Origin of the sequence: Ruminiclostridium cellobioparum DSM 1351 = ATCC 15832, from assembly GCF_000621505.1 — a bacterium.
Classification (GTDB): Bacteria; Bacillota; Clostridia; order Acetivibrionales; family DSM-1351; genus Ruminiclostridium; species Ruminiclostridium cellobioparum.
Map to the genome: position 1 here is coordinate 1 of NZ_KK211292.1, position 20,947 is coordinate 20,947.

At 41.5% G+C, this 20,947-nt stretch carries 17 protein-coding genes and 1 other annotated feature (1 of these 18 cut by a window edge); of the genes, 16 read left to right on the top strand and 1 reads right to left on the bottom strand.

Annotated elements, in window-relative coordinates:
* The first annotated feature begins 363 nt into the window (after positions 1–363).
* From T344_RS0122880 to ilvB, 11 genes are all read left to right on the top strand, one after another.
* The gene (locus T344_RS0122880) at positions 364–1,218 is read left to right on the top strand and encodes a carbohydrate ABC transporter permease (RefSeq protein WP_027630633.1); all 855 of its coding nucleotides are present in this window, start codon (positions 364–366) and stop codon (positions 1,216–1,218) included.
* A gap of 1,096 nt (positions 1,219–2,314) precedes the next feature.
* A complete protein-coding gene (locus T344_RS0122890; RefSeq protein ID WP_027630634.1) occupies positions 2,315–2,920 on the top strand; it encodes a hypothetical protein in 606 nt (201 codons plus the stop codon).
* 940 nt (positions 2,921–3,860) lie between these two features.
* Positions 3,861–4,808 carry an ABC transporter ATP-binding protein gene (locus tag T344_RS0122895; RefSeq protein ID WP_027630635.1) on the top strand — a complete coding sequence of 316 codons (948 nt, stop codon included), beginning with the start codon at positions 3,861–3,863 and terminating at the stop codon, positions 4,806–4,808.
* Positions 4,809–4,811: 3 nt separating this feature from the next.
* Positions 4,812–5,516 (top strand): ABC transporter permease, encoded by a 705-nt coding sequence (locus T344_RS0122900; RefSeq protein ID WP_027630636.1) that lies wholly within the window; start codon positions 4,812–4,814, stop codon positions 5,514–5,516.
* 6 nt (positions 5,517–5,522) lie between these two features.
* Positions 5,523–6,938: a GldG family protein gene (locus tag T344_RS0122905; protein WP_242842129.1), complete on the top strand. Its 1,416-nt coding sequence runs from the start codon at positions 5,523–5,525 to the stop codon at positions 6,936–6,938.
* A gap of 3 nt (positions 6,939–6,941) precedes the next feature.
* Positions 6,942–8,342, top strand: a complete 1,401-nt coding sequence (locus tag T344_RS0122910; RefSeq protein WP_027630638.1) for a DUF4340 domain-containing protein — start codon at positions 6,942–6,944, stop codon at positions 8,340–8,342.
* Between the two features lie 125 nt (positions 8,343–8,467).
* The gene (locus tag T344_RS0122915; RefSeq protein ID WP_027630639.1) at positions 8,468–9,562 is read left to right on the top strand and encodes a YkvI family membrane protein; all 1,095 of its coding nucleotides are present in this window, start codon (positions 8,468–8,470) and stop codon (positions 9,560–9,562) included.
* Between the two features lie 194 nt (positions 9,563–9,756).
* Positions 9,757–10,947, top strand: coding sequence for a DUF5711 family protein (locus T344_RS0122920; RefSeq protein WP_027630640.1), 1,191 nt, complete (start codon positions 9,757–9,759; stop codon positions 10,945–10,947).
* 17 nt (positions 10,948–10,964) lie between these two features.
* Positions 10,965–11,672 carry a CvpA family protein gene (locus T344_RS0122925; protein ID WP_027630641.1) on the top strand — a complete coding sequence of 236 codons (708 nt, stop codon included), beginning with the start codon at positions 10,965–10,967 and terminating at the stop codon, positions 11,670–11,672.
* A gap of 364 nt (positions 11,673–12,036) precedes the next feature.
* Positions 12,037–13,695, top strand: coding sequence for a dihydroxy-acid dehydratase (ilvD, locus tag T344_RS0122930; RefSeq protein ID WP_027630642.1), 1,659 nt, complete (start codon positions 12,037–12,039; stop codon positions 13,693–13,695).
* 46 nt (positions 13,696–13,741) lie between these two features.
* On the top strand, positions 13,742–15,421 hold the full coding sequence (gene ilvB / locus T344_RS0122935; RefSeq protein WP_027630643.1) for a biosynthetic-type acetolactate synthase large subunit: 1,680 nt from the start codon (positions 13,742–13,744) through the stop codon (positions 15,419–15,421).
* Between the two features lie 112 nt (positions 15,422–15,533).
* On the opposite strand, the gene T344_RS0122940 is transcribed toward ilvB, so the two are convergent.
* Positions 15,534–17,765, bottom strand: coding sequence for a WG repeat-containing protein (locus tag T344_RS0122940; protein ID WP_027630644.1), 2,232 nt, complete (start codon positions 17,763–17,765; stop codon positions 15,534–15,536).
* Positions 17,766–18,090: 325 nt separating this feature from the next.
* Here T344_RS0122940 and rpmG point away from each other — a divergent pair, with 325 nt between their 5' ends.
* From rpmG to rplA, 5 genes are all read left to right on the top strand, one after another.
* Positions 18,091–18,240 (top strand): 50S ribosomal protein L33, encoded by a 150-nt coding sequence (gene rpmG, locus T344_RS0122945; RefSeq protein ID WP_004623026.1) that lies wholly within the window; start codon positions 18,091–18,093, stop codon positions 18,238–18,240.
* Positions 18,241–18,539: 299 nt separating this feature from the next.
* Entirely contained in the window at positions 18,540–18,773 is a 234-nt protein-coding gene (gene secE, locus T344_RS0122950) for a preprotein translocase subunit SecE (protein WP_004622984.1), read from the top strand.
* 132 nt (positions 18,774–18,905) lie between these two features.
* A complete protein-coding gene (gene nusG / locus T344_RS0122955) occupies positions 18,906–19,424 on the top strand; it encodes a transcription termination/antitermination protein NusG (protein WP_004623022.1) in 519 nt (172 codons plus the stop codon).
* 112 nt (positions 19,425–19,536) lie between these two features.
* Positions 19,537–19,962, top strand: a complete 426-nt coding sequence (gene rplK, locus T344_RS0122960; protein ID WP_004623030.1) for a 50S ribosomal protein L11 — start codon at positions 19,537–19,539, stop codon at positions 19,960–19,962.
* 78 nt (positions 19,963–20,040) lie between these two features.
* Positions 20,041–20,736, top strand: coding sequence for a 50S ribosomal protein L1 (gene rplA / locus T344_RS0122965; RefSeq protein WP_004623032.1), 696 nt, complete (start codon positions 20,041–20,043; stop codon positions 20,734–20,736).
* Positions 20,737–20,823: 87 nt separating this feature from the next.
* Positions 20,824–20,947 (top strand) — a sequence feature (ribosomal protein L10 leader region); it runs 83 nt beyond the window's last position.

Sequence of the window (20,947 nt, forward strand, 5' to 3'; positions counted from 1 at the left end):
ATAGAGACTTTTCCAAAGAGACCACCCTGCTTTTTTCAATTTCAGAAAACAGAATCAAATCCAGCAGAAGTTTCTTTTGATAGTCTACATGAGAGTTCCAATTACACAACATTAATATAGCCTCCAAAACCAGTGTTATGGCAATTAATACCATACGCTGTGGTTTTCAAATTTTTGGAAGCTAATGTCAAGGTGTACAGTAACCATATATGGTTACTACTGGTAAATGTTGTTGGAAAATTTAAAGTAAAAAACTGGAGAATGTTAGAGGTGCGAGAAGAAAATTGCATCTTAAAACATAGAGCTCGAAAGCTATTGGAGTTTTCGAGAGTATTATTAAATAAATGAGGGGTTGAGGATTATATGAAGAAAATAAAAAACAGTAATAAAAAGCCTGTTACCATAGGCGGCATAGTCCTGCAAATAGTATTGCTCATAATTGCTTTTATACAGATATACCCGTTTATATGGCTGCTCCTGTTTTCCTTTAAAAGCAACGGGGAGATATTCGGCTCCAATGTGGTGGGATTTCCGAATAAGCTGCTATGGGAGAACTATCAGCAGGCTCTGACAAATGGAAAGGTTGGAATATACTTTATAAACAGTGCCCTGGTGACGGTTGTTACTATTATGATATCATCGGTAGTGGCGGCAATGGCTTCCTATGGGATTGTAAGAATGAAGTGGAAGCTCAGCGGAGTTACACTTATATTCTTCCTTATGGGTCTGATGATACCTATTCATGCAGCACTGCTGCCGCTTTTCATGTTTTTTTCAAAACTGAAGCAGCTTAACTCATATTGGAGTTTGATTTTCCCATATGTGGGATTTGCAATTCCAATGGCTATTTATATATTCTCAGGCTTTCTCAGGGACATTCCGAAAGAAATGGAAGAGTCGGCGCTTCTGGATGGCTGCAGTATTTACAACAGCTTTTTCAGAATAATTCTTCCTTTGATAAAGCCTGCAATAGCAACCGTTTCAATATTCACCTTCCTGTCTTCCTGGAATGAGCTGATGTTTGCGGTAACCTTTATAAGCAAGTGGCAATACAGAACACTTACCGTCGGAATTCAGCAGATGGTTGGACAGTATACCACCAGCTGGGGCCCTATAGGAGCAGGTCTGGTAATAGCAACTATTCCGACCCTGCTGATATATTGCCTGCTCAGCAACCAGGTCCAGAAGAGTCTTATATCCGGAGCGGTAAAGGGATAGTCCGGCTGCCGTCAGGCATTTGATTTAACGCGTTGGGCTATTTATTTTATATTTTGCTTTACCTGCGTAATTTTTATATCAACTGGTAACTTCCGTACTAACTTCATAAAATAAAGATGCACCCAAAACAATTGTGAAAATTGTATCGCCTCATTTTAAGCGGTTTTATCGTCGCTCAAACTCGACCTCCTGTCTCGATTTGAAGCTCAAAGCAACGTCCTGTTGCTTTGCCGGCAAAACCGCTTTACCTTCGTCGACAATTTACCGCAATTGTTTTTAACTGTGCATCTTATTTCATGAAGTTGTACTCGCGTACCAGTTGACTCTGATTAAATATATCTGTAAAGCAAAAAGAAAATAAAGATACCGGTAAAATTTCAGGCATTTTTTTTGTGTGCCACAGTCAGGCATTTAATTTGCGGACGGGTATTATAAGGCATACCGCATAAAAAACAGAATGCAATTTTATCCAAGTATAACTAGATAGTGCGCGAGGACAAACTTCAAAAAATGGAAGCTCTATTAAAAGCACATGCTTGAAATTGTAGGCGAAACCATAAACAAAGGCTTTGGACAAAACTACGGAATCTTAAGAAAATTTTGGGTGTTGAGATTGGCGAAAAGTTATGATATTTAAAAATTTTTAAATTACTCTGAAATGCTAAAAATAGCTACGGCATTCCATAATTTATTTATTACTTAACTTCATGACACCGATGCTCCCATTACCAATAAAGCAAGAAAATCATGGTTTTATTATACAAGATCATAGCTTTTTTAATATAGATTTGGATTATGTTTGTCTTTTCTGTGCAAATGCTGGTAAAATATTGATATATATTGATAATACTAAAATATTTAAAATATCAAAAAAATCCTTTGTTATTTAGGAACAATTATGAAATTAATTTACTAATTTACAATATATGGATGTAGTTTATAATTAAAAATGAAAAGGAGGTACTTTACATGCAATTTTTTTATTTGTTCTCACCTATAGTAATTGTAACTATACTTTTTTTGTTACTTGTAACTGTGATAGTTCTAATTACAAAATTTATATTTAAGAAAAAAGATTTTTAAGGAGACGTTGTCTATGAATTTAAAAAAATTATTAGCAATACTAATGATGTGCATTTTTATGACAAGTTTATTAGGTACTGCTAATGCACAAGAAGAGAAAAAGGACCCTCAATGCTTAACAATGGAAAATGAAAAAATAAATTCTCTTTACCCAGACGGAAAAATACCTTTGGTTAAAGATAAACCTTTAACAATTAAATTTGATGATGGTACTTATATTACATATAAGCTAGCAATAGAAAAAGTCAATTCTGAAGAAGCTGATTCTTCATCAGTAGCAGCCGCCAGCATTGTTAGTGTCGAAAAGGATTATTATTATGGATTTGGGAGTGCTATGATAATATTGTATACACAGGCTACTTGGACTGGTAATTCAGTCACTATACAGGGCCAACCATATACCAACAGGACCGGAGCTTTTGTTACTTATAATGGTTGTTCAGAACAGATAATTAGAGCGACTGGAATTAAAAATTCGTATGCAATTGCCGAAGCATCTGGTAATTTTAGCATTTTGAACACACCTGCCGGAAGCCCTATAACTCGAAGCTATAAATTTCAAATACAACTAGATCCGATTCTACCTGATCATGGAATCCTAGTTGATATGATGCCATAAATTTAATCCATGTAACTACCTCTTTTTTACAGCATAGAAAGTGTGTATACACTTTAACAAAAAAATGGTCTGCTTGTTGATTCGTGACGGAACACAACAGACTATTTTTTATATCGCTGCACGGTCTCCACGAACCCCTTCCGTGGGAGAAAAAGAACCTTGCAGGGTACAACATCCGGACAAGAACCTTTATCTTTTTAAACCATACCACCGACAACTTCCAATGCTCGTTCACCAGCGTGGCAGCTCCTATGTAACTTCGCTTGAACCACAAAAAGATACCCTTGATATTACTAAAATGGTCTGGACATATTGCCATATGAATTCGCAAAGAAATAGTGTATTTTTTATTTATGGTTTTCTAAATTGAAAGCATATAACGGTTGTAAGAGGATGGTATAGAGTTACTTTCTTCTGTGCTGCTTCTACTTGAAAGTAGCAAATATACAACATATTCTTCATAAGCAGTTTGTATGTAGCTTTTACTTTTCCTAATAGGGTTAGGGGAAATACTTCTTAAATGATATAATTTAAATAAAAATAAACCAAAAGTATTAATAATACAGAGTCTTAAAAAGAATCATTTCCACTTGAAAACGTGTCGAAAAAACTATATAATCTTAAAATGACTAAACAATATATTCCATTTTTTTATTGGATTATTGTGAAATCCCAGTTATTGCTTTGTACAAATGTTACATTTCGTTCATAGTTTATTAAAAATAATTATGGATAATTAATAAAGGATGGCCAGCCATTCTTTGGAATGGCATGTTCAAGTCTCTGGAAACAGCACGACTATTCTCTTCCCGGGATGGACGAGCCATTCTTTTGGGTGTATCAACAAAGCTAATTCCGGTAATACTCCTGAACATACAGTTATATTTATACAATTGACCGGTATGTTCCTGAATGCACGAAATAAATAGGGGGGAAAAGAATGATTGAGATTCAAAATTTGACCAAAAGCTATGGTCAGATAAAGGCTGTAGACAATATCAGCTTTACAGTTGAAAAAGGTGAAGTGCTTGGTTTCCTTGGGCCTAATGGTGCCGGAAAATCAACAACCATGAATATTATAACCGGTTTCATTCCTTCTACCGAGGGTTCGGTTAAGGTTTGCGGATATGACATCATGGAAAATCCCGCAGAGGTTAAAAAAAGAATAGGCTATCTGCCTGAACTGCCGCCGTTATATATGGACATGACAGTATCAGAGTATCTCAGTTTCGTTGCTGACCTGAAAGATGTGAGCAAGAAGCAGAAAAAGAGTCAGATGGCAGACATCATGGAGCTTGTAAAATTAACCGATGTCAGAGGCAGATTGGTGAAGAATCTTTCGAAAGGCTACAAGCAAAGAGTTGGCTTGGCTCAATCACTTTTGGGCAACCCCGAGGTTCTTATACTTGATGAACCTACAGTTGGCCTTGACCCCAAGCAAATAATTGAAATCCGCAAACTTATCAAGGCACTTGGAAAACAGCATACTATCATATTAAGTTCCCATATCCTGCCTGAGGTAAGTGCTGTCTGTGAGAGAGTAGTCATTATTAACAAAGGTAAAATTGCAGCAATCGACACGCCCGACAATCTGTCAAAGGGCATGAATACTGTCAGCAAGCTGTCGGCTACCATCGCCGGACCCAAGGGCTCGATCAGTAATGCAATTGAGGAGATATACGGAATAAAATATGTAGAACCCCACATTGAAAAAGAAAAGGATGTAACGGAATTTATTATTGAATCAGATAAGGAAATTGATATCAGACGACCTCTATTCTTTGCAATGGCCAAGGCTGGATATCCAATCATAGAATTGAAGTCCCTTGACCTTACACTCGAAGATATATTCTTACAGTTGACCACGCAGGAAAAGGAGGTTATATAAGTCATGTATTCAATTTTAAAAAAAGAGTTCAAATCCTATTTTAATTCACCTACAGCTTATGTAATGATCGGATTGTTCATATTTATTTCATCAATGCTTTTTTATATGAACCTTGCATCGGCAACAGCCGAATACAACTTCAATCTGAATTATATGGCGCTTATACTGGTGCTGATCGTTCCCATATTGACAATGAAGGTACTTGCCGATGAAAGAAAGAGCGGAACAGAGGTATTGCTTATAACCTCGCCTGCATCACTTACAAGTATTGTCGTGGGCAAATACCTGGCCGCTTTTTCAGTATTTCTTGTTATGACAGGCATAACCCTGATTTATCCTATAATACTTGCGGTGCTTGGTGAGCCTGCTGTTTCGGAAATAATTGGCGGATATATAGGCTTTATTCTTTTGGGAGCTTCATTTATAGCCTTCGGAGTTTTTGCTTCCTCGCTGACTGAAAGCCAGATAATTGCCGCGATAGTCAGTGTAGTAGGACTTTTATTGATGTGGCTGCTGCAGGGTATTGCTCCAGGTCTGGGAGGCATATGGGCAAAAATTCTGAACTGGTTTTCATTATACTCCAGAACAGAGGATTTCTTCTCAGGTATCCTTTCCCTTGGCCCGATAGTTTATTATTTAAGCTTTTCGGCAGTATTTGTATTCCTGACAATTAGAGTAATAGAAAAAAGACGCTGGAGTAAGGGGTGATAAATAGTGGGAAAATTTAAATTGGACAAAAGATCTTTAAAATATGGTTCGAATTCAATAATTTTGATAGCTGTTGTAATTGCAATAGCAGTAATTATCAACCTGCTTGTGGGAATGGGTGATGTAAAGTGGGATTTGACCAAGGACAAACTTTATTCCCTCAGTGATGAAAGTAAGACAATTATTAAGGATATAAAGAAGGATGTTACAATATATGGCTTGTTTGACGACGGTGAGATTGGCAGCGGCGATGCCTATAAGGATCTGATCAATCTTCTGGGACAATACGAGAAATTGGGAATAAAGGTTTCTTATATTGACCCTGATAAGGATCCGGGAACAATAGCTTCCTTTGATAAGGACAAGACCAAGGATATAGCAAAAGGCGATTTCATAGTTAAAAGCGGAAACAAGGTTAAAAAGCTCAGTGCCCAGGATCTTTACGGACAGTCCTCCGAATATGGAAGAATGTTCAGTGCGGAGCCCTTAATAACAGGTGCCATCAAATTTGTTACTTCAGATGTAACACCCATTGCCTATTTTGTTCAAGGTCATGACGAAAATTCGGTGGACAGCGATCTCACACAGGTAAGGACGGCGCTTGAAAATAATAACATGGAAGTTAAGCAGCTCTCACTTGTTACAGAGGAGAACATCCCTGAGGATTGCAAGCTGCTTGTGTTTGCTTCCCCCAAGAAAGATCTTACCGATGCCGAAATGATCAAGGTAAATGCTTACCTGAAAAAGAACGGCAGAGTAGTATTTTTATTTGATCCAGTTGAATCGGGAAACAAATTCCCGAACTTTGAAGAAGTACTTCAGGCTTATAATGTAGGCATCAATTACGACAAGGTCAAAGAACTTGATCAGAATATGCATTTGCCCGGAGATGAGTACTCACTGGTAGCGAAGCTTGAAAGCAATGATATAAATTCTTCTTACAGCAGCAAGGATCAGTATTTGTTCCTGCCGGATTCAAGAAGCCTTTCCATACTGAAGAATGACAAGGAATGGCTTAAGACTTATTCACTTGCAAAAACAACCGACAAGGCTCAGGCAGCAAGTATTTTGAACCAGGGTGAAACACAGTCGGGTCCTTTTGATCTTGCAATTGCTTCCGAAATTCAGGGAGGCAGCAAGGTACTGGTATTCGGTAATGGAGTATTCCTCACCGACAGGGCATTATCAAGCCAGTATTCGACTTATTTTGCAACCGGAGCAAACTACTTCGTATATACGATAGTGAACTGGATGCAGGATAAGGCCGACCAGACCACGATTTCTTCCAAACTGGTATCAACCAAAACTCTGACTACAAACGAGAGTCAGGTTAAGGTAATATCTGTCGTTCTGATGGGAGTTCTACCGGTTCTGATAATGGGATGCGGCTTTGTTGTGTGGTCCAGAAGGAGGCATTTGTAAAATATGAAGTTATTCAGAAATGCTATTATTCTCGTTATTGTTCTTGGACTTCTGGGAGGAGCATACTTTTATCTGAGTCATAGAAACTCGGATAAAAACGACGGTTCAGCCTCAGAGTCCACGCAGGCCGAAGAAATTTCCGTTACATCCGGCAAGCAGGAAGATGTAACTTCGATTGAGTTTAATAATGAGAAAGGTTCCTATAAACTGGTCAAAAAGGATAATGCCTGGTCAATGGAACCCGGAATGGAATTTGAAATAAACAGCAGTTATGTTGATTCGGCAGCCTCAGATTTAGCGGATGTAAATGCAAACAGGATTATTGAGGAAAAAGCGGCTGATCTCGGCAAATACGGCCTGGATAAGCCCACTGCCTCAGTCAAGGTGGGAATGAAGGACGGTTCGGTCCAGGAAATTGAAGTCGGAGCTGCCACACCCACAAATGACGGACTTTATATTAAGAAAAAAGGTGAGGACAAGGTATATGTGGTTGGACTTTATTATAAGGACAAATTCACATACAGCAGGGGATATTTCGCTGTAAAGGATATTTTGCCCGTTGATCCTAAAACCTTGAAAAAGCTCTCCTACGAGAAAAACGGAGAGATGCAGTTTGATCTGGATATAAAATCCGAGAGCGATGTGGATATAGTAGCACCTGTCAGGGAAAAGGCCGAAGCTTCCGATGTATCGGCTATGACCAACGCGGTAGTCCAATTGGCAATTGCCGATATTGTGGATGAAAATCCCGATCTGGCCCAATACGGTCTGGATAAGCCTGCTTTTGCCCTGGAATATGGTGACGGCAAGACCACAAAGAAGATATTGTTCGGCAAACAGCTTGAAAAAGGTAAAACAACCTATGCCAAATATCCTGACGGGAAGAGCGTATTTACATTGGATATTTCACCATTGACCTTCCTGGATGTGAAATTCAGCAATATTGTAAATACCTTCGTATTCCTGCCCAATATCAATGATGTGAACAAGGTTGAACTTACAATTGACGGAAAGACTATCGTATCAGATATAACGACAGTTAAGGATGATTCCGACAAGGATACCTTCAAGGTTGACGGAAAAGATGCAAACATGGAGGACAGCAATTCCAAGTCACTGTTCAGAAACTTCTATTCGGCAATGATTGGTATTACCATGAGCAGGTATGAGACAGGGGCCACACCCACAGGCACTCCGGAAGTGACTATCAAGTACTTTATGAAGCCTGATTCAAAGCCTGTGACCATTGAGTATATACCAAAGGACCAAAACTACTTCTACGCTGTAAAGGACGGAGTCTACACAAACAGGGTAGTGTTGAAGTCGGTACTTGATGAACCCGATGGCATAAGAGCCACCTATAAAGCTCTAAAAGAAGCCATTGATAAAGCTGAAAAGAAGTAGCAGAACCACCAACAAGGCAAATTAATAAAATGTAATGTGAAGGGCAGCTCCCTCATAGAATTATACAGAGGTTATAACCTCGGGAACGGAAGGTTCCAAATTTTCTATGTTGGGAGTTGCTTTTTTTGATTAAAGGAGAAATCGGTAATATTTTCAAGGTGGCATTTTTATATATGGCAACAATAATCGGAGCAGGATTTGCATCGGGGCAGGAAATCATACAATTTTTTTCAATGTATTATGCAGGAGGCTTTTTTGGGATCATACTGGCAGGTCTGCTGTTCTCAATTGTAGGGTATGTAGTCCTCAATAAGGTCTACACCGAAAGAATAAGCAGCTATGACGAATTTTTGTTCCCCATGACGGGTTATTTCCTTGGCAGGCTGATGGAATTCATAGTGATGCTGTTTATGGCCTGTATAATGTGCGTGATGGTTGCCGGACTGGGAAATGTGCTTGCCGAGCTCACGGGAATGGAGTACAGATATTGTGTTGCAATAGGTGCGGCAGCCACCCTTCTTGCAATAATGACAAATATAAAGGGAATTGTGACCATAAGCTCTTTCTTATCACCGGTACTTATTGTGGGGATAATATTTGTTGGTCTTTACATCCTGGCATCGAAGGACACCTCTGTCTTCAATATATCCGAAAAGGCCAGGGTGGTCACCAACAACTGGGTATTTTCCGCAATACTCTATGTGAGCTATAACACAATACTCTCAACGGTATTGATGACCAGGATGCTCCCGTACCTTAAGACCGGCAGGGTTGGAAAATGGGGAGGGATAATAGGCGGCGGAATGCTTTGCATAACGGCACTTGTTTTAAATTCGGCACTATACTCCTTTTATCCTCATTCAATAATTTCCGAAATACCGGTGCTTGGTATAATCCAGAACAACAGCAGGCTTCTGTCCAATATCTACAGTATAATTCTGATACTTGCCATGTACACCTCGGCGGTAACCGCCGGTTATTGCCTGACTGAAAGAGTCAGTACCAAAATGAAAATCAGCTACAAACTTGTTGCAGCTGTGATCTGTGCGGTAGCAATACCAATGTCGTCGCTGGGCTTTTCCAAGCTGATAGCCACCCTGTATCCGGTATTTGGTTACCTTGGGCTGTTTCTGCTGTTCATAATACTTTTCCAATTCGTAAGGGGTCAGGTTTCACCGGGAACGGGTCAAAGAAGGGGAAGCAGCCCCGGAAAGTCATGACGACGTCCGGGAACAAGCTGCAAAGCACTTGAGTGAACGCAGGGCCGATCTGCGAAGCAAATTTCTTGTGGGAATAGTGGACTATATTATGCCCCGTATGCTAAACTTTTACTATACGGAGGACGATAAATAAAAAGGGTGTGGAAAATCAATATTGATTGTTACTAAAGAAAAAGCTTTGAGGTGAAAGAATATTGTCTATTCAGCAAAATCAGGGGGATACCCCGGTTAAAATAAAAAAGCCCAACTCAGTCTCAAGTGTTATAATTTTTTTTCTGCTGATTATAGCTATTATAATTATGGCATTTGCGGTCTACCTTAAGTCAATAGGCTATGATTTCGAAAAATTTAATATAAACAGTGCCATTGCCTTTGCAAAAAATCACACTCAGGATTCAATGGGCGGAACTGCTGCCGACATTTCCTTTTCCCAGGACGGGAGTGTTGATTGCAAGGTTTACAGAGATTATATCATTGTGCTTTCCCAGGATGGGGTAAAGTGGTATGATAAATCAGGTAAACTTTTACAGGAAAAGGCACTTACCATGACCAGACCGGTATTGAGAAGTTCGCGCAAATATATGGCCGTAGTTGATATTTCCGGGCGGGATATATATTTCTTTAAGGACAAGACCCAGCTCTGGACAAGGAAACTCGACAGTCAGATAATAAATGCCGAAGTCAGTGAAGAAGGGGATTGTACGGTTGTAACCCAATCAAAGGAATACAAGTCTGCCGTCCTTGTCATTGATGTAAACGGAGTTGACAAATATACAAAGTTTTGCGCGGAGGAAATTGTTCTGGGTGCAAAAACTTTAACCGGCGGCGAGGATGTACTGATCAACCAGGTGGTTACCAAAAGCATTAAAGCAGGGACAAAGTTTGAATTCAACAGTATTTATGAGGAAAAGCCGATTGCGGTTTTTGATATAGCGGATAATGTGTTTCCTGTCGTTCAGACCATAGGAAATAATATTGCAGCTGTAGGCCAGAATACGGTGGTTTTGATGGACAGGCAGGGGAAACAGCTGTGGAGGAAAAGTGCCGAATCCATATATTGTGTGGCTCCCGGTACCGACAAATATGTTATCCTGGCAGGAAAGTTCACCGATCCTTCCGGTTCGGCAAGTCAGAAGGTTTTAGTGCTGAACTCAAAGGGGGAAGAGGTGTACAGCTTTGATCAGCCCGAAAATATAAGCGGCATCAGTGTATATGGGGATCAGCTGGCCTTGAGGACTCAGAGAAGTATATACCTGTATACTGTCAAAGGAAAAAAAATCGGGCATTACATTGCTCGCAATGAGATCAAGGATGCCTATTTGACCGGCCCAAACGAAGCCATCGTAATAACGGGCGGAAACATTTCACTGGCTGAAATAAAATAATACTGAAAGGGTTGCACATGAACTGGACGGACATTGGTGTATTGGTCATTATTGTTATATTTACGGCAATTGGTATGAGGAACGGTTTCTTATACTCTGTCTTCAGGCTGCTCTCATATATATTATCGGTAATTTTCGCCATAAAATTTTATCCTGTCTTATCGGCAATGCTTCAAAAGACAGTCATCTATGCCAATATAAAAGCCTCGGTAATCAGCGGCATAGTCAGGCAGCAGTCAGCTGACGGCCTTTCGCTCCAGGAGAGGACGGCACAGTCGATTGTTGACAGCTTAAAGCTTCCGGGGTTTATAAAAGAGGCCATAATTGAAAATGTCGGTAAAAAGGATGTTCTGGGCTTTCAAAAAATTACCGAAGCTGTAGGCTCCGAGATAGCCATGCTTGTGATAAATATTATGAGTATGATCCTAATATATCTGATAATACGCTTCGGACTCATTTTTGCGCGGGTTATAATCAAAACAATAGCAAAACTCCCGGTTTTCAAGCAGTTGGATAGGGCCGGAGGATTTGTTCTGGGAGCAATAGAGGGCATATTCATGGTATACATACTTTGTGCTCTGCTTGTACTGTTCAGTGCGTTTCCGAAGTTTTCACCGGTAATAGATTCTGTCAGGACTTCACAGTTTGCCAGTTACTTCTATCAGAATAATTTCATTGTCGGCTTTTTATCTCCCGGGCACCAGCAGGAGCAGGTAAAATCATAATTGACTTTAAGGCAATTAATGTTTTCTCCCCTGGTTTACGGTTTGTTTTAATGTTTTTTATCCACTTGCCCCGTCGGTCTGGACACTTCCCCAACATAAGAGTAAAATAAGTTTAAATCAAGCTGGGACAGAGTTATCCCGGCTATTATTTTAGCGTATAGGAATTTATTATCGTTGCAATTGATGATATATCTGAAACAGGAGTAGTACACTAAAAAATACAAAACAAATAGATAAACATGTAATTAGATAAATATATAATTAAATAAACATATTTAGATAAACATATAGGATTAAATAAATTAACTTGCTATTGAGACTAAGTGCCGCCAAAATTTCGGGCGCGCACCGAATGGAGGTTCATATGAGAAGTGATATTGTAAAAAAAGGTATTGAAAGAGCACCTCACAGAGCACTTTTTAAGGCAATGGGGTATACCGATGAGGAACTTGAGAGGCCTTTGATCGGGGTTGTAAACTCACAAAATGAAATAATTCCGGGACATATACATCTGGATAAAATAACCGAGGCCGTCAAGGCAGGAATAAGAATGGCCGGAGGAACGCCGATCGAATTCGGTGCCATAGGTGTCTGTGACGGTATTGCCATGGGCCATACCGGTATGAAATATTCACTTGCGACCAGAGAACTTATTGCTGATTCCTGTGAAGCCATGGGGAAAGCACACAGCTTTGACGGAATGGTCTTTATACCCAACTGTGACAAAATCGTACCGGGCATGCTGATGGCCGCAGCCAGGATCGATGTACCCTCCATTGTCATAAGCGGGGGGCCCATGCTCTCTCTGAACAAGGACGGAAAGCAGCTGGACCTGAATACCATGTTTGAAGCGGTAGGTGCTTTCAAGGCCGGAAAAATAACCAGGGAAGAGGTCGATGACTTTGAAAACAGTGCATGTCCGGGCTGCGGTTCCTGCTCCGGCATGTTTACGGCAAACTCCATGAACTGTCTCACAGAGGTGCTGGGCCTCGGACTTACCGGAAACGGAACGATACCTGCCGTATACGCCGAAAGGATCAGGCTTGCAAAACATGCCGGTATGAAGGTTATGGAACTGGTGGAAAAGGATATCAAACCCTCCGACATACTGACCCAAAAGGCCTTTGAAAATGCCCTGACGGTGGATATGGCACTGGGCTGTTCGACAAATTCCGTCCTCCATCTCCCAGCCATAGCAAATGAGGCAGGCATGCAGATCGATCTGGATATAATCAACGAGATCAGTTCAAGGACGCCCAACCTCTGCAAGCTGGCGCCGGCAGGCAGTTATCATATTCAGGACCTCTATGCGGCAGGCGGAGTACAGGCGGTCATGAAGGAATTATCCAAAAAAGGACTGCTCCATCTTGACCTGATAACAGCTACAGGCAAAACAGTAGGAGAAAATATAGAGAATGCGGTCGTAAAGGATTACAACGTCATTAAGAATATAGATGCACCGCACAGTGCCACCGGGGGAATAGCAGTGCTCAGGGGAAATATCGCGCCTGACGGGGCGGTGGTAAAGAAGTCGGCCGTAGCCGATTCAATGCTTGTTCATAAAGGGCCTGCAAGAGTGTTTGACAGTGAAGACGACGCAATCAAATCAATATATGAAGGCAAAATTGTAAAGGGAGATGTGGTGATCATCCGGTATGAGGGCCCCAAAGGAGGGCCGGGCATGCGGGAGATGCTGGGACCGACCTCTGCCATAGCAGGCATGGGATTGGACAGCTGTGTGGCACTTATCACCGACGGAAGATTTTCCGGCGCTTCGAGAGGAGCCTCCATAGGCCACGTATCTCCCGAAGCAATGGAGGGCGGCCCTATAGCTCTCATTCAGGAGGGAGATATTGTTGACATCAACATACCCGAAGGGCGCCTCAACATAGAATGCAGCCGGGAGGAACTGGACAGAAGGAAAGCTCTTTGGAGCGCTCCTGTACCCAAGATAACCTCGGGATATCTGGGCAGGTATGCCAGACTTGTCACTTCTGCCAGTACGGGAGCAGTTTTGAAGTAGTAAGGTGATAAGCAGGAAGATATGCAGGGAATGAAGGAGTGAGTGAATGAAAATATTAGGTGCCGATGTTATTATAGAATGTTTAAAAGAGCAGGGTGTTGATACGGTTTTCGGCTATCCCGGAGGCCAGGCCATAGTTATCTATGATGCACTGTACAGGGCGAGAAACGAGATAAGGCATATACTTACCTCGCATGAACAGGGGGCTTCCCATGCCGCCGACGGCTATGCCCGTGCCACCGGCAAGGTGGGCGTGTGCATAGCGACCTCGGGTCCGGGTGCCACAAATCTGGTTACCGGTATTGCCACAGCCTATATGGATTCTGTGCCCATGGTCGCCATAACAGGTCAGGTGCCCACCGGCCTGCTGGGCAAGGACTCCTTTCAGGAGGTGGATATTACAGGCATCACCATGCCTATAACAAAGCATAATTTTATAGTCAAGGATGTAACAAAGCTGGCAGATACTATCAGAAAGGCATTTGCAATAGCAAGGGAGGGCAGGCCGGGCCCTGTTCTGGTGGACATCTGCAAGGATGTCACCGCCACCGAAATGGAATATACTCCGAGAACTCCCGGCAAAGATGATTACATCTCAAATAAATACCATGAAATAAGCGGTGAAGAATTTGAAACGGCAATCAGGGCCATAAACAACGCTTCCAGACCGGTTATACTGTCGGGTGCAGGTGTGGGTATTGCCGGTGCCGAAGAAGAGGTCAGAAGCCTTGCTGAGAGTGCCTGCATCCCTGTCAGCACTTCCCTGATGGGAATGGGTACTTTTCCGGGGACTCATGAGCTCTTTATGGGAATGGTCGGGATGCACGGAACCAAGACCTCCAACTATGCGGTACATAACTGCGATCTGTTCATTGCCATAGGGAACCGCTTCAGCGACAGGATTGTCAGCAAGGTCAGCAGCTTTGCACCGGGCGCTGAAGTAATGCATATCGATGTGGATTCGGCCGAGGTCGGTAAAAATATATCGGTGGACTATCCTCTTGTGGGCAATATCAAGCAGATACTCCAAACCTTGATAAAAGGTGTGGAACCCAAAAAGGATACCGAGTGGATAGCAAAGGTAAACGCATGGAAAGAGAAATACCCGCTGAAATATAATAAATCCTCCGAGGTTCTCCGGCCCCAGTACATTGTGGAGCGGCTGCATGAACTTACAAGCGGTGATGCTGTCATAACCACCGAAGTGGGACAGCATCAGATGTGGGCCGCCCAGTACTATAAGTACACCAGGTTCAGGCAATTTGTTTCCTCCGGCGGTCTGGGCACCATGGGCTATGGCCTTGGAGCCTGTATCGGGGCACAGCTTGGCAGGCCCGATAAAAAGGTCATCAACATCGCCGGTGACGGCAGTTTCAGGATGAACCTGAACGAGCTGGCCACTGCCGTGGAGTATAAGCTGCCCATAATCATCGCTCTTTTCAATAACAGGGCACTTGGGATGGTCAGGCAGTGGCAGGAGCTGTTTTATGACAGCAGATTCAGCCAGACCACAATAGACAGGGGAACAAATTTCAAGGCACTGGCTGAAGCCTTTGGGGCAAAGGGCATAAATGTGACGCACCCGGATCAGGTAGACGGGGCGATCAGAGCGGCGCTGTCCGAAACGGATACTCCGGTATTGATAAACTTTGAGATTGACAAGGATGACAAGGTATTCCCCATTGTGCCTCCGGGTGCAGGAATAAATGAAGTTGTAGATTGTTAGGATTTGATGATACAAATTAAAAATAAATGGCCGGCTTGATATCAGCCGGCCATTTATTTTATACAAATCATATACATTTAGAGGATTTTATCCGATTACGCTTTTATGTTGACTACCACTTTACAATATCACTGAGCTTGTATTTTGAATCCTCATCAGGTTCGACGGTGTAGCACCAGTTATATTTGTTATTTACAAAGTCCCCGCCTGAATACTTGACCGCAACCTCCTCTATGACATAAACCCTGTATGTATTGGAAGCATCACCTTTTTCAACAGCATATATTTCATATTTGTTGAGCTTTTCTTTTGTATTTTTACTGGATAGATCGGATACCAGTTTTTTCTGTGAGTTATATAGATTACTCCCTTTCAAAAGGCAGGGCTCCACAGCCCAAAAGGTATTGCTGTTAATAGCATTTATTATGTTTTGCTCGTAGGAGCCCATAAGACTTTCAATTTGACTGACGATTGAACTATCGATATTCCGGAATAACTTGGGCTTATTGTCTATTATGGTCTTGTCAAAAGAATTCCAGAAAGCTCCGCCGGTGTCAATAATGCTGCCTATTTGGCCGTAAGGGATTTCAAACTCTGGAAAACCGGCTACATATGAGGAAATTGCATAAGGGAAATAATATATTTTCAAGGAGTCACTTCCCAGTACGAAATCATGATTTTCCGTGACTTCCGGTTTTTCTTCAAAATAAGTCATACCATTGTCGGGAAACATTGAACTTATTTTGGTATTTAAGGCCATCTGATTGTCCACGAGCGAGGTAAGCTCGTCGGCATACCTGCTGCCGGTTTTAAACAAGTCCTTAAGCTGATAGAAAGTCCCGGTTTTGATATCAATATGGAAGTACTCCATGGAAGGCAGACCATGCGCAGCACCGATAGGATACCAATAGCCGGTTTTTTCTATTATAAGTAAATTTTTGTTAAGAGAGACCGAAAAATCATAGGAGATGTCCTCAGGATACTCAGAACTACTGGATGCAGGAGTGTTTTCGTATTCGCCGATAAACTCCGCCTTCAGCTTTTTATTAATGCTTTCCTGTACTGCAGGATCTTCCAGACCGGTAATTTCGGGATATTCGATATACGTAAGGTAATCTCTTCTGAAAGATGCTACATTGGCTTTAATCCGGCCATTCAGAGGGATAATCCTGTCCTTTTGCCAGAGGATTGCACCGTTTTCTTTCAGATATGTCAGACCGCCGTCCAGCTTTGCCTGGAGAATGCCGCCCATATATTTGATATCACCGATTCCCGGGAGGTTGGGAAGAGTGTCAACCATATTTCCTTTTTTATCTATAAAGAACGTACTGGTATTGTCACAGGCAACAGCGTGATCCCCCTCAAATTGATTTATTCTATAAAATTTGAAATCACTGAGCCGTTCACCTTTGATGTTGAACAGTGCTTTGGGATAATAATAGTCGGAATATGGGGCGGAGAGGTTCCTGCTTGCGGCAAACATGTCCGACCCCAGGTAAGTGATTCCCGAGTATTCGGGTTTGAGTATGTATTTTCCTTTTGTGTCTATCAAACCATATGTGTCGCATATCTCCTGGGATTCCACCGAAACAACGGCATATCCCCTGGTAAATCTGCCTGCTGAGTAAAATGCCGGTTCTATTACCACATCGCCGCTGTAGTTCTTATATCCGTACAACTTGCTTTTTTCATCGCAGAAAGGGGTAAATCCTTCCGAGCTTTCATAATCATTATAACATTTCAGTACTTCCAATACCTTGCCCGACTTATCAATAACCGAAAATTTGCCATCACCTGTTTCAACCACTGCCCTGCCGTCATTGAAATCTTCGGCATTTAAAAACTTGGCGGGAATGGCAACTTTACCCGTCAGATCCATGAAACCGTATTTCATATTTTCGTCCGAGAAGCTTAGCAGTCCATCCTGATAATCATGAATTTTATATTCTGAGGTGAAAAGAACCCTGCCGGAGGAGTCCACTACTGTGGAACCGGAATCCATGGTGTTCAAGACGGCAATGCCGTTTTCGAAATCGGGAAGAAAGGAGGAAAACGGACCGGATACGATCTTGCCTGACTTATTGATAAAACAAACCTTGCAAATGTCGAATTCATTATCCCCGTTGCCAACGATGGCGATGCCCCTGTCATTGAACTCCCTGGCAAAGTTATAGCCGGGCTGTATGGCAAAGGCTCCGGTTTGATCGATGTAACCCCACTTTTCTCCTGAAACGGTTTCAGTTGAGGCGGGATACAGATCAACTCCCCTGTCATCGGCAAAAACTCCGAGATATGTAAAGCACAGGATTGCTATCAGTGCAAAAGTGATAATCCTACTTTTCATTTAATAACTCCTTTCAAAAATTGCGTCAGATTGATATATTATTACTCATAAGAAGGTATAATAAGATTATACAGCAGCATGTTTAAAAAATAGTGACAGTTTTGTAATATCTTGATATGTCCCGGTATTGAGGTTGCCAATATTTGTTTGACAGATTCCGGAGCGCATGTTCTGAAAAACATATGCTTGACTTTTTTTCGCTTATATGTTAAATTAGTTATTGCTCGTTGTGTAAGTCTTTTTTTTTATGTCTAAAATAAATCTGATAAATTGACTTATATGGTGAAACACACAAATACACATTAAGCGGCTGGAGGTGTTACTGATGAGAGTTAAGATTACACTCGCATGTACTGATTGCAAACAAAGAAATTATTCCAACATGAAGAATAAGAAGAATGACCCGGATAGACTTGAATTGAAAAAATTCTGTAAATTCTGTCACAAGCACACAGTTCACAAGGAAACTAAATAAGTTTAGAGGAATATAGATTGCTGGACTTATCGTTTCCTTTGGAGACAAAATAAATAATATTAGATACTGTTCAATATTGTTATTTGTCTCTTCGGAAACTAAATGAGTATGGCGTAATATCGGTGGCTGGACTTATTGTTTCCTTTGGAGACTAAATCATTCTGAAATCGCTGGCAATGTTTAATGGACCTTTTGTTTGGTTATACTTCTGCATAAGATCCATGATTATAGGAATTGTGTCAACAATTACTGTATAACTGCCAATTGATATTAAAAAAATATTTTATTGGGATGTGATTATGATGGCTGAAAACGAGGTTAAAAAAGTGTCTCGCATTAAGCGAACCGGCCAGGGTATGGCAAGGCTATTCAGAGAAATAAGGGCCGAACTGAAAAAGGTTATATGGCCAAATAGGACTCAGCTGATAAACAATACCATTACGGTACTTATTTTCTGCCTGGTTGTTGGCGTAATAATATGGGCTGCAGATTTCGGTTTGACAGCATTGGCTGATGTTGTATTTACAAAATAGCAGTTTAACGTCTTGTTAATATTAAAGTTCCGTCCGGGCTGGTGTGAACCGGCTTAATCGGGATGTTTTTTCCAAGGCTAATAGAATTAGAGGGAGGACATGGGGCTCTGAATTGGTGGGCCTGTTTTTGATATGTCTGAGGATACTAAGTGGTATGTAGTTCATACTTATTCCGGGTATGAAAACAAAGTAAAGGCTAATCTTGAAAAGATAGTAGAAAACAGAGGCATGCAGGATTATATTGTCGATATCGTTGTTCCCATGGAAGAACAGATTGAGATTAAGGACGGCAAAAAGAAGGCAACACTTAAAAAGGTTTTTCCCGGATATGTGCTTGTTAAAATGATTATGTCGGACGAGTCCTGGTATATAGTCAGAAACACCAGAGGAGTTACGGGTTTTGTCGGACCTGGATCCAAACCGGTACCATTGTCCGATGATGAAGTAAAAGCAATGGGTGTTGAAGAATTTGCACCTGAGATAGACTATGATGTCAATGATAATGTTAGAGTTACGTCAGGCCCTCTGGAAAACTTTATCGGAATTGTTGAAGAGATCAATCTTGAAAAGAAAAAGGTTCGTGTTTCGGTATCCATGTTCGGAAGGGAAACTCCTGTAGAACTTGAACTGACACAGATTATGAAAATATAGGCCATAAGGCAGATAGAAAAGCATATGATGTTTTTCTGTCCTTTTAATAAATAACTTATAAGCAATACCGGCGAATACACATGTGTTCGCAGAAAATTGGGAGGTGGAATTAATGGCAAAGAAAATTGCAGGTTACGTAAAACTTCAGATTCCTGCGGGGAAAGCAACTCCGGCTCCACCGGTTGGACCAGCTTTAGGACAGCACGGCGTTAACATTATGGGTTTTTGTAAGGAATTCAATGAAAGAACAGCAAAAGACGCGGGACTTATAATCCCTGTTGTTATAACAGTTTATGCTGACAGATCTTTCTCCTTCATCACAAAGACTCCTCCGGCAGCTGTTCTTCTGAAAAAAGCATGCAAAATTGAAAGCGGCTCTGGTAAGCCAAACAAGGAGAAAGTTGCAAAGATCACCAAGGCGGAAGTTCGTAAAATTGCAGAAATGAAGATGCCCGACCTGAACGCGGCAAGCGTTGATGCGGCAGCAAGTATGATAGCTGGTACAGCTCGCAGTATGGGTATCGTAGTAATAGACTAGTTTTTAAATTACTAGTTACAGTTTGTGGGAGGAAACAAGAGTTTCCGACAATAATCAACCACTTAAGGAGTGTGACGTATGTTTAGAGGAAAGAAGTATCAAGAAAGTTCAAAACTTGTTGATAGACAAAAGCTTCACGATCCGGCAGAGGCTCTCGACCTTACTCAGAAAACCGCAAAAGCAAAGTTTGATGAGACTGTCGAAGTTCATATAAAGCTCGGTGTTGACTCCAGACATGCAGACCAACAGGTAAGAGGTGCGGTAGTACTTCCTCACGGAACCGGTAAAAAGGTCAGAGTGTTGGTATTTGCAAAAGGAGACAAGGCAAAGGAAGCAGAACAGGCCGGTGCTGAGTTCGTTGGTGCTGAAGAATTGGTAACAAAGATTCAGAATGAAAACTGGTTTGAATATGACGTAGTAGTTGCAACACCGGATATGATGGGTGTTGTTGGTAGATTGGGTAAGGTGCTCGGTCCCAAGGGACTTATGCCAAATCCGAAAGCGGGTACTGTATCAATGGATGTAGCTAAAGCTATTGCCGATATCAAAGCCGGTAAAATTGAGTACAGACTTGACAAGACAAATATTATTCACTGTCCGATAGGAAAGGTTTCTTTTGGTACAGAGAAGTTAATGGATAACTTCCATACGCTTCTTGGAGCAGTTATAAAGGCTAAGCCTTCCGCTGCCAAGGGACAATACCTGAGGAGTGTTGTAGTTTCTTCAACTATGGGACCCGGTGTTAAAATCAACCCCATAAAGGTTACTGAATAATAAACCTGGATGACTTCTAAAAATAAGTACTTTACAAAATGCTTGTTTAGTATTAATATATAAAAGGTCGGGCGATACATTTTTGTTTCGCTTTGAAATAGTGAGCCATAGACAGTGGGAGCCGGAGTAGCAATACCGAGGCCTAACAGATGCCTGCATCATCCCGCCGAGGTTGTGATCGTGAATTGTTAAGTCAGTTTGCGTCAGTTAA

Excerpts from the sequence above, each read along its gene's own strand:
- T344_RS0122940 (WP_027630644.1), bottom strand. The coding sequence starts at position 17,765 with ATGAAAAGTAGGATTATCACTTTTGCACTGATAGCAATCCTGTGCTTT.
- T344_RS0122900 (WP_027630636.1), top strand. The coding sequence starts at position 4,812 with ATGTATTCAATTTTAAAAAAAGAGTTCAAATCCTATTTTAATTCACCT.
- ilvB (WP_027630643.1), top strand. The coding sequence starts at position 13,742 with ATGAAAATATTAGGTGCCGATGTTATTATAGAATGTTTAAAAGAGCAG.
- T344_RS0122895 (WP_027630635.1), top strand. The coding sequence starts at position 3,861 with ATGATTGAGATTCAAAATTTGACCAAAAGCTATGGTCAGATAAAGGCT.
- T344_RS0122890 (WP_027630634.1), top strand. The coding sequence starts at position 2,315 with ATGAATTTAAAAAAATTATTAGCAATACTAATGATGTGCATTTTTATG.
- secE (WP_004622984.1), top strand. The coding sequence starts at position 18,540 with ATGATGGCTGAAAACGAGGTTAAAAAAGTGTCTCGCATTAAGCGAACC.
- T344_RS0122880 (WP_027630633.1), top strand. The coding sequence starts at position 364 with ATGAAGAAAATAAAAAACAGTAATAAAAAGCCTGTTACCATAGGCGGC.
- rplK (WP_004623030.1), top strand. The coding sequence starts at position 19,537 with ATGGCAAAGAAAATTGCAGGTTACGTAAAACTTCAGATTCCTGCGGGG.
- rplA (WP_004623032.1), top strand. The coding sequence starts at position 20,041 with ATGTTTAGAGGAAAGAAGTATCAAGAAAGTTCAAAACTTGTTGATAGA.
- nusG (WP_004623022.1), top strand. The coding sequence starts at position 18,906 with ATGTCTGAGGATACTAAGTGGTATGTAGTTCATACTTATTCCGGGTAT.
- rpmG (WP_004623026.1), top strand. The coding sequence starts at position 18,091 with ATGAGAGTTAAGATTACACTCGCATGTACTGATTGCAAACAAAGAAAT.
- T344_RS0122910 (WP_027630638.1), top strand. The coding sequence starts at position 6,942 with ATGAAGTTATTCAGAAATGCTATTATTCTCGTTATTGTTCTTGGACTT.
- T344_RS0122925 (WP_027630641.1), top strand. The coding sequence starts at position 10,965 with ATGAACTGGACGGACATTGGTGTATTGGTCATTATTGTTATATTTACG.
- ilvD (WP_027630642.1), top strand. The coding sequence starts at position 12,037 with ATGAGAAGTGATATTGTAAAAAAAGGTATTGAAAGAGCACCTCACAGA.